10 protein-coding genes are annotated in these 12430 nt (G+C 41.9%); 1 reads left to right on the top strand and 9 read right to left on the bottom strand.

The window, feature by feature from the left end:
• Positions 1-41: 41 nt before the first annotated feature.
• The 9 genes from KVT11_RS00375 to KVT11_RS00335 all read right to left on the bottom strand — a co-directional run bounded on the left by KVT11_RS00375 (position 42) and on the right by KVT11_RS00335 (position 11810).
• Entirely contained in the window at positions 42-1787 is a 1746-nt protein-coding gene (locus tag KVT11_RS00375) for a phospho-sugar mutase (protein ID WP_008349007.1), read from the bottom strand.
• Positions 1788-1931: 144 nt separating this feature from the next.
• A complete protein-coding gene (gene glpD / locus KVT11_RS00370; protein ID WP_116306643.1) occupies positions 1932-3593 on the bottom strand; it encodes a glycerol-3-phosphate dehydrogenase in 1662 nt (553 codons plus the stop codon).
• Between the two features lie 139 nt (positions 3594-3732).
• Complete coding sequence (gene glpK / locus KVT11_RS00365) at positions 3733-5229, bottom strand: glycerol kinase GlpK (protein ID WP_007497075.1); 1497 nt, start codon at positions 5227-5229, stop codon at positions 3733-3735.
• 15 nt (positions 5230-5244) lie between these two features.
• The gene (locus KVT11_RS00360; protein ID WP_008349011.1) at positions 5245-6060 is read right to left on the bottom strand and encodes an MIP/aquaporin family protein; all 816 of its coding nucleotides are present in this window, start codon (positions 6058-6060) and stop codon (positions 5245-5247) included.
• A gap of 216 nt (positions 6061-6276) precedes the next feature.
• The gene (locus KVT11_RS00355) at positions 6277-6834 is read right to left on the bottom strand and encodes a glycerol-3-phosphate responsive antiterminator (RefSeq protein ID WP_008349014.1); all 558 of its coding nucleotides are present in this window, start codon (positions 6832-6834) and stop codon (positions 6277-6279) included.
• Between the two features lie 359 nt (positions 6835-7193).
• The gene (locus KVT11_RS00350; protein WP_025207009.1) at positions 7194-8531 is read right to left on the bottom strand and encodes an aspartate aminotransferase family protein; all 1338 of its coding nucleotides are present in this window, start codon (positions 8529-8531) and stop codon (positions 7194-7196) included.
• A gap of 241 nt (positions 8532-8772) precedes the next feature.
• Positions 8773-10365, bottom strand: coding sequence for a PucR family transcriptional regulator (locus tag KVT11_RS00345; protein WP_116306641.1), 1593 nt, complete (start codon positions 10363-10365; stop codon positions 8773-8775).
• Between the two features lie 28 nt (positions 10366-10393).
• Positions 10394-11311: an AEC family transporter gene (locus KVT11_RS00340; RefSeq protein ID WP_007497064.1), complete on the bottom strand. Its 918-nt coding sequence runs from the start codon at positions 11309-11311 to the stop codon at positions 10394-10396.
• Positions 11312-11393: 82 nt separating this feature from the next.
• Positions 11394-11810, bottom strand: a complete 417-nt coding sequence (locus KVT11_RS00335; RefSeq protein ID WP_008349030.1) for a VOC family protein — start codon at positions 11808-11810, stop codon at positions 11394-11396.
• A 166-nt stretch (positions 11811-11976) separates the two neighbouring features.
• Between KVT11_RS00335 and KVT11_RS00330 the strand changes: the two genes are divergently transcribed.
• Positions 11977-12393, top strand: a complete 417-nt coding sequence (locus KVT11_RS00330; protein WP_079919664.1) for a hypothetical protein — start codon at positions 11977-11979, stop codon at positions 12391-12393.
• Positions 12394-12430 lie beyond the last annotated feature (37 nt).

Here is a 12430-nt window from a genome sequence, read left to right as displayed (position 1 = left end):
AGAAAAAGCCATCATGCATGACATGATGGCTTTGTGATGTTTTATTTAGCTGTTTCTTCCACAATGTCATAGACGACTTTCATGACTTCTTCTGATAAGTGTTTCAGCTTTTCTTCGCTGTCAGTTAACGATGTGCCTTTGACTGCAATATAAAATTTGACTTTAGGCTCCGTACCAGAAGGTCGTAAACAAAACCATGAGCCATCTTCAAGGAAATATTTCAGGACGTTTGATGCCGGCAGATGAATCGTTTCTTCTTTCTTTTCAGCCACAAGGTGCCTTTGACTTGATTGATAATCCTCAATGACCGTAATGCGCTGACCGGCGATAGAAGCTGGCGGGTTTGATCTAAAGGTATGAAGAATAGCAGAAATCTGCTCTGCTCCTACTTTCCCCTTTAAGGTTAATGACTTTAACCCTTCTCTATAAAATCCAAATTCCTTAAAAATATCAACAAGCGCATCGTATAATGACTTGCCTTGTTTCTTATAAAAGGCTGCGACCTCAACTGCTAATAGCGCCGCTTGAACTGCATCTTTATCTCGTGCAAAATCACCGATCAAATAGCCGTAGCTTTCTTCATAGCCAAATTGAAACGTGTATTCTCCGCTTTCTTCAAACTGCTTGATTTTTTCTCCGATAAATTTAAAGCCAGTGAGCGTATCAATCGTGTCAGCTCCAAATGCTGAGGCAACAGCACGCCCAAGCTCACTTGTCACAATCGTTTTCATCACAACGGGGCGAGGCGGTAGCTGACCTAGTTTTTGTTTTTCAGATAATAAATAATGAAGTAGTAAGGCGCCTGTTTGGTTGCCGGTCAAAACGGTAAATTCACCATCATGATTTTTCACAGCGATACCTAATCGATCTGCATCTGGATCTGTCGCAATCAACATATCAGCATTTTGCTTTTTGCCAAGCTTGATGGCGTATTCAAAAGCGGCATGCTCCTCTGGATTTGGAGATGTGACCGTCGAGAATTGCGGATCTGGTTTTTCCTGTTCAGGTACAACCGTCACATGCTCATAACCAAAGGCCTGAAGTCCGTTTCGGACAGGTTTATTCGCCGTCCCATGAAGCGGGGTAAACACCACTTTGACATCGACTTCTTTTGCAAGCTCAGGGTGCACACGAATGGTTTTTAATTTTTCCATATACGCTTGATCGATTTCTTCACCAATCATGCGGATCAAACCATTTTGCTTCAATACTTCTTCTGATTCCACTGAAATGGCTAATTCATTTTCGATGGCATCTACTTCTTTAATGACTTGATCTGCTTCAAATGGGGGCATTTGGCCTCCATCTTCTCCATAAACTTTATAGCCATTATATTCTGGCGGATTGTGACTTGCTGTCACAACAATCCCTGCAAAGGCATTCAGTTCTCGAACTGCAAAAGAGAGTTCTGGTGTCGGACGCAGTTCGTCAAATACGTATGTTTGAATGCCATGCGAAGCAAGTGTTTTGGCCGCTTCCATCGCAAATTCAGGAGATTTATGGCGTGAATCATAGGCAATGGCGACGCCTCTTTTTTTTGCATCCTCTCCATGTGCTGCAATATACGCAGCAAGACCAGCAGATGCTTTTCGAACAGTGTAAACATTCATTCGGTTCGTTCCAGCACCAATTTCTCCGCGCATTCCTCCAGTACCAAACTCAAGGTTTTTGTAGAAGCAGTCTTCAAGCGCTTGATGATCATCTTGATGTGCCTCCAGCCATTCCCTTAGTTCAGTATCCAGGTGCTTCTCATTGATCCAACGCTCATAATTCGTAATCCAACTCATGGTCGTCCTCCCAGTTCTTAACATCAATAAATTAATATCTACTGTTATTTTATATGGAATTATCCTTTATGTCATGTTATATCATGAACATATGAAAAAACGATGAACAAAATAAAAAAAGCCGATACACGATCGGCTTTTTACTTATTCAGCATCAAGCGGTACGACTGCTTCATGGAATAGTCGGTCTAATTCAGTTTGATGTTTTTGTTTTGTCTCTTCATCCCAGCCAAAACGATCTGCCATATAGTCAACAACAGGCTGTGCATACGTTTTTGCCCAATTGATATTAAATAATAGGCTACCTGTTCTTCTCAAGAAGAAATCAACAGGTGTAACAGCCAATTCTTCTTCGATCGCATAGACAAGTTCAGCCAACACATATGCGGGAATATTTCGTTTGTCTGCTTCCCCTTGAAGCTGCTCTACACGCTTGAAGACATTGCTGACGTTTGAGCCATATTTCTCAGCTAATTTTTGTGCAATCGGTTCTGTCAAACCAACGGATGCTCCTTCTGCCGTTTTCGCTTGAACAAAGGATGCCATATTTTTCGAACCGCCTACATGCCCACCTGAAATTGGCATATGTTTCGTTTTACATGGTCCGAAATCTTTTCCAGTTTCCTCTTTCAGTCCATCACATACAAGATTCACAATGTGTTCAGCCATTTTACGGTAACCTGTTAATTTACCGCCGGCAATCGTGATTAAGCCTGAAGATGATGTCCATACCTCATCTTTACGAGAAATTTCTGAAGGATCTTTCCCTTCTTCATGAATGAGTGGACGAAGACCAGCCCAGTTAGATTCAACGTCTTTCTCTGTAATGTTAAGATCTGGGAACATATATTGAATGGCTTTGATCACGTAATCACGATCTGCTTTTGTCATACGCGGATGTTCCAGCTGTTTTTTGTAAACGGTATCTGTTGTTCCCACGTACGTTTTTCCTTCTCTTGGAATCGCAAAGACCATTCGTTTATCAGGTGTGTCAAAGTAGATTGCTTGTTTTAATGGGAAAACAGATTGATCAAATACTAAGTGAATTCCTTTTGTATGCTGTAAATGTTTCCCCTCTTTTGAGTGGTCCTTGTCTCTTAGCTGATCGACCCATGGACCTGTCGCATTGACGATTTTTTTCGCATATACATCGTATGTTTTCTGTGTTGTGACATCTTCAATGACAACACCGACAACTTTGCCTTTATCATAAATAAATTCTTTTACTTTCGCATAGTTGACCGCTTCTGCCCCGAATTTCACAGCCTCTTTCATGACTTCAATTGTCAGACGTGCATCATCTGTACGGTATTCAACATAGTAGCCCCCGCCTTTTAAGCCATCCTTTTTCACAAGCGGTTCTTTTGCAAGTGTTTCTTTCGCACTTAGCATACTTCTGCGTTCACTATGCTTAACGCCAGCTAAAAAGTCATATACTCTAAGTCCGATTGAAGTTGAAAACTTACCGAATGTCCCGCCTTTATGCATCGGAAGAAGCATCCATTCTGGCGTTGTCACATGAGGACCGTTTTCGTATACGATGGCACGCTCTTTACCGACCTCTGCGACCATTTTCACTTCAAATTGTTTTAAATAACGAAGTCCACCGTGCACTAGTTTCGTTGAGCGGCTAGACGTACCCGCTGCGAAATCCTGCATTTCCGCAAGACCGACACGCATTCCGCGTGAAGCCGCATCAAGTGCTGTACCAGCGCCAGTAATACCCCCACCAATGATAAACACATCATATGGTTTTTTTGTCATGTCCTGAAGCATTTGTTCTCTTTCTAAGCTAGAAAAAGTCATCTCTTGTTCCTCCCATGTTGTACGGTAAAGAAAAAGAGACCGCAAACACCCAAAGCGTATTTCTACACTTCGGTGCTTGCGGTCTCTCCAGTTCTCCAACCGTTCTATTAACTTACTTGAAGTATACCATACTTTTTGTTTATTTGAAAGCTTGAGCTGCTTTTACAGCCTTTTTCCACCCGCTGTATAACGAGTCACGGCTGTCTTCTTCCATTTTAGGTTCAAAGCGCTTGTCAAGGTTCCATTGTTTTGCAATGTCTGAACGGTCGTTCCAGAAGCCAACTGCTATTCCCGCAAGATAGGCCGCACCGAGTGCCGTCGTTTCATTAATTTCTGGACGTTCTACTGGTACATCGAGCAAATCACTTTGGAAGCCCATTAAGAAATCATTCTTTACAGCCCCGCCATCGACGCGCAATGTTTTAAGTGAGATGTTTGAATCTTTTTCCATCGCATCTAAAACATCTTTCGTTTGATAAGCAAGTGATTCTAACGTTGCACGAACAAAGTGCTCTTTAGAAGTACCGCGTGTTAAACCGAATACAGCGCCTCGGACATCACTATCCCAATATGGTGTGCCTAAACCAACGAATGCTGGTACGACATATACGCCGTCTGTTGACTCAACGCGCTCAGCATAAGCTTCACTGTCTTTTGAGTCTTTAAACATTCTAAGTCCATCACGCAGCCACTGGATCGCTGAGCCAGCAACGAAAATACTTCCTTCTAAAGCATATTCAACTTTGCCGTCAATGCCCCATGCAATCGTCGTTAACAATCCATGATCCGACTTAATTGCTTTTTCCCCTGTATTCATCAACATGAAACATCCTGTACCATATGTGTTCTTCGCCATTCCTTCTTCAAAGCAAGCCTGACCGAATAACGCAGACTGCTGATCTCCTGCCGCTCCTGCAATTGGAATATTTTTACCGAAGAAGTGATAGTCTGTTGTTTCACCATAAATGTGTGATGATGGTTTGACGTCTGGCAGCATGGAAGCTGGAACACCTAAGATATCAAGTAGTTCTTCATCCCATTTCAGATCGTAAATATTGAACATTAACGTTCTTGATGCATTTGAATAATCTGTCACGTGTGATTGACCGCCAGTCATTTTCCAAATGAGCCATGTATCAATTGTGCCAAACAGCAAGTCACCATTTTCTGCTTTCTCACGAGCACCTTCTACATTGTCTAAAATCCATTTCACTTTAGTGCCTGAGAAATAAGCATCAATGAGTAGACCCGTTTTATTTCTAAACGTTTCATCGTGCCCTTGCGCTTTTAGCTCATCACATATACCAGATGTTTGTCGTGACTGCCAAACAATTGCATTGTAAACAGGTGCGCCTGTATGTTTATCCCAAACAACAGCTGTCTCACGCTGGTTCGTAATTCCGATACCGGCGATTTGATCTGCTTCAATTCCTGATTCGATTAAAGCAGTTGAAATAACTGATAGAACAGAGCTCCAAATTTCATTTGCATTGTGTTCTACCCAGCCTGGGTTCGGAAAATATTGATTGAATTCCTTCTGAGCTGTATGTGCAATTTTACCTTCTTGATCAAATAAGATTGCTCTTGAGCTTGTTGTCCCTTGATCTAATGCGAGAATATATTTTTCTTTTGCCATGGTGTTTTCCTCCCCTTACATACTTTCATTGACAGCATTTGTCTGGTTTTTCGTAGAAACATAGAGTCCTAACAATACCACAACTAAAATAACGCTTACAATCCAAAAGGCTGGTGTGACGTTCGCTTTAAAGGCTGCATTATAGAAAACACCGCCAAATGCACCGCCCAAAATTGGACCAACAACAGGAACCCAAGCATATTTCCAATTTGATGGACCTTTACCTGGAATCGGCAGAATGGCATGTGCGATTCTTGGACCTAAATCACGTGCAGGGTTAATTGCGTAACCAGTTGTACCACCTAATGAAAGACCAATTGCGACAATTAAGAAACCAACAATCAGCGGATTGACTCCGTCTGCAAATTTATTTGCACCAATCGCTAAAATTCCTACCACCAATACAAATGTACCAATGACTTCACTGAGCACGTTTGCAAAAGTATGCGGAATCGCAGGACCAGTTGAGAATACGCCTAGTTTTGCACCTGGATCGTCTGTCGCTTTCCAGTGTGGTAAGTAATGTAAGAAGACAATAATAGCTCCGAGTAATGCGCCAAGCATTTGACCGACAATATACATTGGAACATCAGCCCAAGGAAAACTTCCTTCTAATGCAAGACCTATTGTCAGCGCCGGGTTTAAATGTGCACCGCTGATTCCTCCAGTGGCATAAGCTGCAATCGCTACTGCAAATCCCCATCCGAAAGCGATTACAATCCAACCGGACTGATAAGCGAGCGATTTCTTTAAACTGACTGCCGCACACACACCGCCTCCAAAAATAATCAGAAGCATTGTACCAACGACTTCACCCCAAAATGGTGTCATGAAAAATTCCTCCTCTGGTTCAGTTGCCATCCCCTATAAATGTGTAGAAAAGATACAGAAAAAAAGACCCACAACAAACATACTTTACATCAGGGTCATTTGTCACCTAGTAAAGCGTCGTTGTGGATCTCCGTTTCTCCATCACATGATATTAACTTAGTGCTATAGTATCAGAGGATGAAAACGTTGTCAATCAATTTTCACATTTTATCTTTTTCATTTTTGGAACGCTTTCCAAAGCTTTGTATTCGATGTGGTGACTGCTGTCGCCCCTGCTGCAAGCGCCCGTTCTACATCTTCTTTTGTTCGGATAAATCCTCCTGCAAATATTGGTATTCCAGCTCTTTCGCGCACTTCTGTAATTAAATCTGGCACGACACCCGGCAATACTTCAATAAAATCTGGACGATGTTTTCCGACAAACTCCATGCTTTTTTCCATCGCACTTGTATCAAGTAAAAACATTCGCTGGATGGCATATACCTTTTTCTGCTTGGCTTTTACTATGACAGAAGACCTAGTAGAAATAATGCCAGCTGGTTTCATTTCCTGACAAATAAATTCCGTTCCGTACTCATCATGTTTGATTCCGTGAATGAGATCGACATGGACAAACATTTTTTTATGATGCGCATTCGCCTCATTCATGATGCCCTTAAGCCGCCCTAAGTGAACATCTAGTAAGACCCCATATGTAAATGGACTTTTTAAAAATTCCTCAAATTGCTTCATATTGCGAACAGCAGGTAGAATGGGTTGATCATGAAAACTCATATGCCGTCTCCTTCTAATGTGTATTGGTTCTATCTTCTCCTTACAGTAATAGAATCGCATGTTTTTTTCAATACACCTAGTGTGCCCATTGACCATTCAGCCTAGCAGATCGATCAAAACCTGATCCTTTCAGGGCATGGAAAAAAGCAGAGAAACCTCTCTGCTACAGCGTGTAGGCAAACCCTCGCATTCTTTGTAATTCCTGCGTGCTGGTGCTCACGAATGTCAAATTCGGTCCGCGCCAGTACTCACCCTTCCTAGGGCTGGAAAGGTTTTCTATCACGCTGAAAAGAAGACAAAGGGCTAAAATCAAGTTCATTTTAGCCCTTTGTCAACAATCTGAAGCAGAGAAAACTCTGCTATAATTGTGCCATGCTTTCTTTTAAAGTATGAATAATGAATGAGGCGTCTTCATCAGTGATATTTAGCGGTGGTGCTAGCTGTGCCACGTTATTATAGCCAGCCACTGTATCGCCATTTTTCCCGATGATCAATCCCCGCTTTTTACATTCTGCAATCAATTGACCGACTACACTTGGATCAGCTGGCTTTTTTGACGCCTGATCCTGCACAAGCTCAATTCCAAACAGCAGGCCTTTTCCTCTCACATCACCGACAAATGGATGCTCTTTTAACTCTTGCAAACGTTCGAGCATGTCTTGGCCAAGCGTACGTGACCGCTCCACTAATTGCTCGTTTTCCATGATCTCTAGGTTAGCAAGCGCCACCGCACAGGAAGCTGGGTGACCGCCAAATGTATTCACATGCCGTAGCCTGTCATACGTATCTTCTCCTGCATACGCTTCATAAATGTCTCGTTTCACGCACGTTGCAGATAGCGGTAAATATCCACTTGTGATCCCTTTTGCCATGGTGATGATATCTGGCTTCACTTCCTCATGCATAAATCCAAACCGCTTTCCTGTCCGGCCAAAGCCGCATATCACTTCATCCACAATGAGGAGCGCCCCATGATCTTCACAGATTTCTTTCACCTTCTTCAAATATCCTTTTGGCGGCATTAAGATACCGCCTCCTGTAATCATCGGCTCCATGATGACGCCAGCAATGGTCTCACTTAATTCCCACGTCATCGCTTGATCGATTGCATCAGCACTTGCCAAGCTCTCTTGATCTTCAGGGTGCCGGTACATATCAGGCGGTGCGACATGGATGAACCCCTGCCCTAACGGTTCATATTTGTACTTACGCTGCGCTTGACCCGTTGCGGCTAGAGCTGCTGCTGTGTTGCCATGATACGATCGGTATCGGGAAATAAATTTTGTGCGTGTACTCTCTCCCTTTTGCGCATGATATTGTTTGGCAATCTTAAATGCCGCTTCATTCGCTTCAGAACCACTGTTAGAAAAGAAGATCACATAGTCCCCGCCTAGCCATTCATTGAGCTTCTCAGCCAGCTGAATCGCTGGAACATGGCTTTGTGTCAGTGGGTAGTAAGGCATCGTATTTAATTGCTTATACGCCGCTTCTGCAAGCTCCTTACGTCCATATCCGGCATTTACACACCATAGTCCTGACATCCCGTCTAAATAGCGATTTCCATGAATATCTGTCACCCATGCGCCTTCTGCCTCATGAATCACCATACTTTCATTTTCTTTGTTTGTCCCTTTCATATGATGCCAAATGAACTGATCATCTTTCGCCTGAAGATCTTGTGCGTTATGTGTTTTCATCTTCCCACGCCCCCATGTATCCGTTTTCATCATCGAAGAAGCTTAAACCGGTCCTGCATATGACCTCTCCATTCATTATATGGATAAAAAGTGAGGTATATGAAACTGAAACAAGACCGCCCGTGTCGTTACTCTCATTATAAAAAAGGGGCCAGACACATTACATTAGACAGATCGTCAACTGATTGAAAAGAACCATGAGACACTCTACTTGATCCCTTGGCAAATCTAACATATACCGTTAATGGCGATTCCCCTGTAAAAATTCATAAGCAAGGATCGCAAATTCAAGCGCTTGACGTTTTGGCGCTTGCATCATATCCTCACCAAGTAAAGCATGAAGCTTATCCAATCTGTGATAAAGCGTCTGCCTCACAATATAGAGCTGGCTTGCGGTTTCTTTTTTAGAACCGTTTGTCTGTAAAAAGATATTCAGCGTCTGATAGAGCCTGCCGCTATTTTGTTTATCATATAGAATCACCGGCTCCAAATACTCTTTCACCATGCATTCTAATAACCCACTTTCTTTCATGACAGGCATCAATCGAAGCATATGTAAATCTTGATAAAATGGGCTTTCTACCCGCTGCGGCATCACTTTCTTTAAATGCAACACTTCTTTCGCTGCTTGAAAACTTTTTCTCATGTACTGAAATTGCTCACAATATGAACCGATTCCATAATTGATGACTGCCTCGCCGGGCTTCTCACGGTCATATAATTGCGTGATGTCGTTTGCCGCTTTTTCTGCACGCTCTTTCCAGTCCTCAACTTTTCTTGTATTCAATAAAATAAATAAGGTTTGTCCTTGATGCTCGTACACAATCAAATAGAAACCAGCACGCTGAAAAATAGAACGGCAAGAGACAAGAAAATAAAGATTCCCTGCGATTTCTTCTATTTGGTGGTTTTTTTGAAAGAGCATCACCACACAGCCGGTCGGTTTTTTCAGCCCTTCTGTCTCCTCAAGGTGTTCTATGATTTCTCTTTCTGTATGCTCTTCATGAAACCATTTTTGCAGCCATTCATTCTCTTTTGTCTTCTTCAGCTCTTCTGTATACAGCTCTCTTAAAGTTTGCTGGGCAAGGGCATTCGCTCCTTTATCCATCACAAGCAGTTCAAATTCCGAGAGCGTGTTCGATTGATGAATGAGGACGAGGTCTGCAAAGGTTTGTTTGAGTGCAAGGACTTGTTTTTGCGTCACTTCATATCCTTTTGGTAATGAAGCATATTGCAAATAATTCATCACCAGCTCTTCTGTTTGTTTGGAAGAATCACATAAAATAATCGGCTCACCTTGAACAGGGATCAGCAGTAGTATCCCTCTCACATGCTGATACACTTGATCCAAAATATCCATCTGCGGATGAGGAGTCAATAAAAGCTCATTCAACTTGGACGACAGTGTTTCTAAATCCGCCATCATCTGATACTGACGCTCAATCATCATCGTATGGAGATGCTGTGTAATATTGACGAACTTCACTTCTTTTGTAAACAAAATAAGCGGAAAATCACGTTCTTCTGCATAAATAATCAGTTCTTCTGGCACATCAAACCGGAGCGGTACAAATTCAATACACAAGCCAGCCGCACCTGAGTCAATCAACTGTCTTAAAAACGCCTGAAAGACTTCCAATTGATCATGGAAGCCTGCGGCCGTCGTTAAGATCAGCTCGCCTCCGTTTAACAAATCCTCTACAGCAGGCACTTCAAGTACATGTACCCATTTTACCTGCCGAAACAATCCCTTTTCCCCCGCTAACACTTTCGCATGTGTAAAATGCTTCGTTTTTAACACATCACTTACTTGAAAACGAACATCTACATTCATTCATAAGTCCCCCTTTGTTTGCCGTCCCCTATCCCAGAGGGTGCATGGATAAAATCCATAATAAAACAGGTAAAGTCACAATACTTAAAATCGTACTGAGAAACGTCGTGCTTGAGACAAACTCAGGCTTCGTTCGAAATTGCACAGCCATCAGCGTTGTATTCGCCGCTGTCGGCATCGCTGCAACTAAAATCATAATTTGTTTCACCAAATCATCTACCGGTAAAATAAGCGTAAAGCCGAATGCGATGAGTGGTGAGATAAACAGCTTCAGCAGCACCGCATAGGAAATATTACGATAATCCACTTGTTTAAAAGAAATCACTGCGAGCTGCATACCTAAAATCAGCATAATCGTTGGTATCGCTGCATCCCCGACCAGCTGAACACCTGTCATAAGCTCTTTAGGTAATGAAAGGTCAATGAGCTGAAATAATAGACCAAGAAGAGCCCCGTAAGCAACAGGCATACGCAGCACTTTTTTTAGAACGACCTTCAAGTCTCCCGCGTCCTCTCCACCTTTTGCTGCATAATACATGCCGATCGTACTCATGACGAGCTGCTGAAGGACCATTAGCACAATCGCAATATCTAAACCAGCTGCTCCAAAAACAAGAAGGACAACAGGCGTGCCATAATTTCCATTATTCATAAATGCTGATGACAAAATCATGGCACAATACGTTTCATTCGAATACCCGTAAATTCGAGATAAAATGAAGACACATAAAACAAGTGAAAGACAAAGCCCTACGACAAATATTGATAAGTACACATAGTCCATCGATACTTTATTTTGATAAAAGGTTTCAAACGCAAGAAATGGTGACATTAAATATAAAGACATTGATGAGAGCGTATGTATATCAAAACCAATTGTCTTCTGCCCAATATACCCTATAAGGAATATGCCGAACACTGGCATTAAGACAAGTAAAAACTCCATGTAGCACCTACTTTTCTCTAGATGAATTCCTTTTTTTTACCCTCTTATCATACCACTGATCATCAATAAAAAAGAAGCACCCTTATGAAAGGTCGCTTCTCTCCTCATCCATATAAAACACTTCCCATAAATGACCATCACGATCCTGAAAGCTCCAGCCATACATGAAATCATGGTCTTGTTTTTCCTTAAACGGTGAACCACCAGCTGCGATCGCACGCTCGACAAGCTCATCAACCTCTTCCCTCGTCTCGACCTGTAAAGAGATAATGACCTCTGCGCCATTTCTGGCATCTACCAATTCCTTCTCTGAAATGGATTGGAAATGCTTAAGTGATAACAGCATGACGGTAATCGTCTCATTCATCACAAAACAAGCAGCATGTTCATTCGTCAGTTCTTGTTGAAAGTCAAAACCCAGCTGTTCAAAGAAAGCCTTTGACTCATTTACATGCTTAACCGGCAAATTGATATACAAATGTTTAGATTGTCGCCCCATATCCCTCTCCCTTTGTAAAACATCATTTCCATTCAGTATATTCGTCTTTTCATTTGGCATCCCTTTGTCGCATGAAAAAATAAGCGGTAAGTCTCATTACCTTATTTTAACAAAAATGTATAATAAATCTCGTGCACAATACTAAATGAACTAGGAGGTTTTCTTAATGAAAACAATCGCAAAATCTTTGATGCTCTCCACCACTGTCCTTTTATTCGCTTCACCTATTACACAGACAGCTGATGCTGCATCTATTCAAACGAAGCAGGTGACAACAGAAAGTGATTTTCAGCTTCCTTCAACAACAGACACCATTAAACAAAACATTGAACAATCTTTCCAAAAACAAGAAAAATGGCTACAAAAATTAGAAGTGATTGCCGGACAAGAAAAACGTGAACAATTTGAACAGTTTTTCAACCAGCATGTAGGACCTGATTTAAAAAATCTTTTAGAAGAGTCTGATCTTACATGGAAACAAGTAGAAAAAACGATTTATCAATCTCTTATCAAATCAGACGTTCCATTTTTAGCTGCCAAAAGCATTGCCCATTTTGCTACAGTGGCATTAAAGAAAATGTAAACATACAGAAAAGCGCCTCGCATAACTGCGGGGCGCT

The organism is Bacillus sp. GbtcB10 (assembly GCF_019091365.1).
Lineage (GTDB): Bacteria > Bacillota > Bacilli > Bacillales > Bacillaceae > Bacillus > Bacillus altitudinis.
This window is presented reverse-complemented; position numbering and strand designations above follow the sequence as displayed.

What these genes read in the sequence shown, in the direction of transcription:
- KVT11_RS00375 (WP_008349007.1), bottom strand. Translation starts at nt 1,787, where the DNA reads ATGAGTTGGATTACGAATTATGAGCGTTGGATCAATGAGAAGCACCTG.
- glpD (WP_116306643.1), bottom strand. Translation starts at nt 3,593, where the DNA reads ATGACTTTTTCTAGCTTAGAAAGAGAACAAATGCTTCAGGACATGACA.
- glpK (WP_007497075.1), bottom strand. Translation starts at nt 5,229, where the DNA reads ATGGCAAAAGAAAAATATATTCTCGCATTAGATCAAGGGACAACAAGC.
- KVT11_RS00360 (WP_008349011.1), bottom strand. Translation starts at nt 6,060, where the DNA reads ATGACACCATTTTGGGGTGAAGTCGTTGGTACAATGCTTCTGATTATT.
- KVT11_RS00355 (WP_008349014.1), bottom strand. Translation starts at nt 6,834, where the DNA reads ATGAGTTTTCATGATCAACCCATTCTACCTGCTGTTCGCAATATGAAG.
- KVT11_RS00350 (WP_025207009.1), bottom strand. Translation starts at nt 8,531, where the DNA reads ATGAAAACACATAACGCACAAGATCTTCAGGCGAAAGATGATCAGTTC.
- KVT11_RS00345 (WP_116306641.1), bottom strand. Translation starts at nt 10,365, where the DNA reads ATGAATGTAGATGTTCGTTTTCAAGTAAGTGATGTGTTAAAAACGAAG.
- KVT11_RS00340 (WP_007497064.1), bottom strand. Translation starts at nt 11,311, where the DNA reads ATGGAGTTTTTACTTGTCTTAATGCCAGTGTTCGGCATATTCCTTATA.
- KVT11_RS00335 (WP_008349030.1), bottom strand. Translation starts at nt 11,810, where the DNA reads ATGGGGCGACAATCTAAACATTTGTATATCAATTTGCCGGTTAAGCAT.
- KVT11_RS00330 (WP_079919664.1), top strand. Translation starts at nt 11,977, where the DNA reads ATGAAAACAATCGCAAAATCTTTGATGCTCTCCACCACTGTCCTTTTA.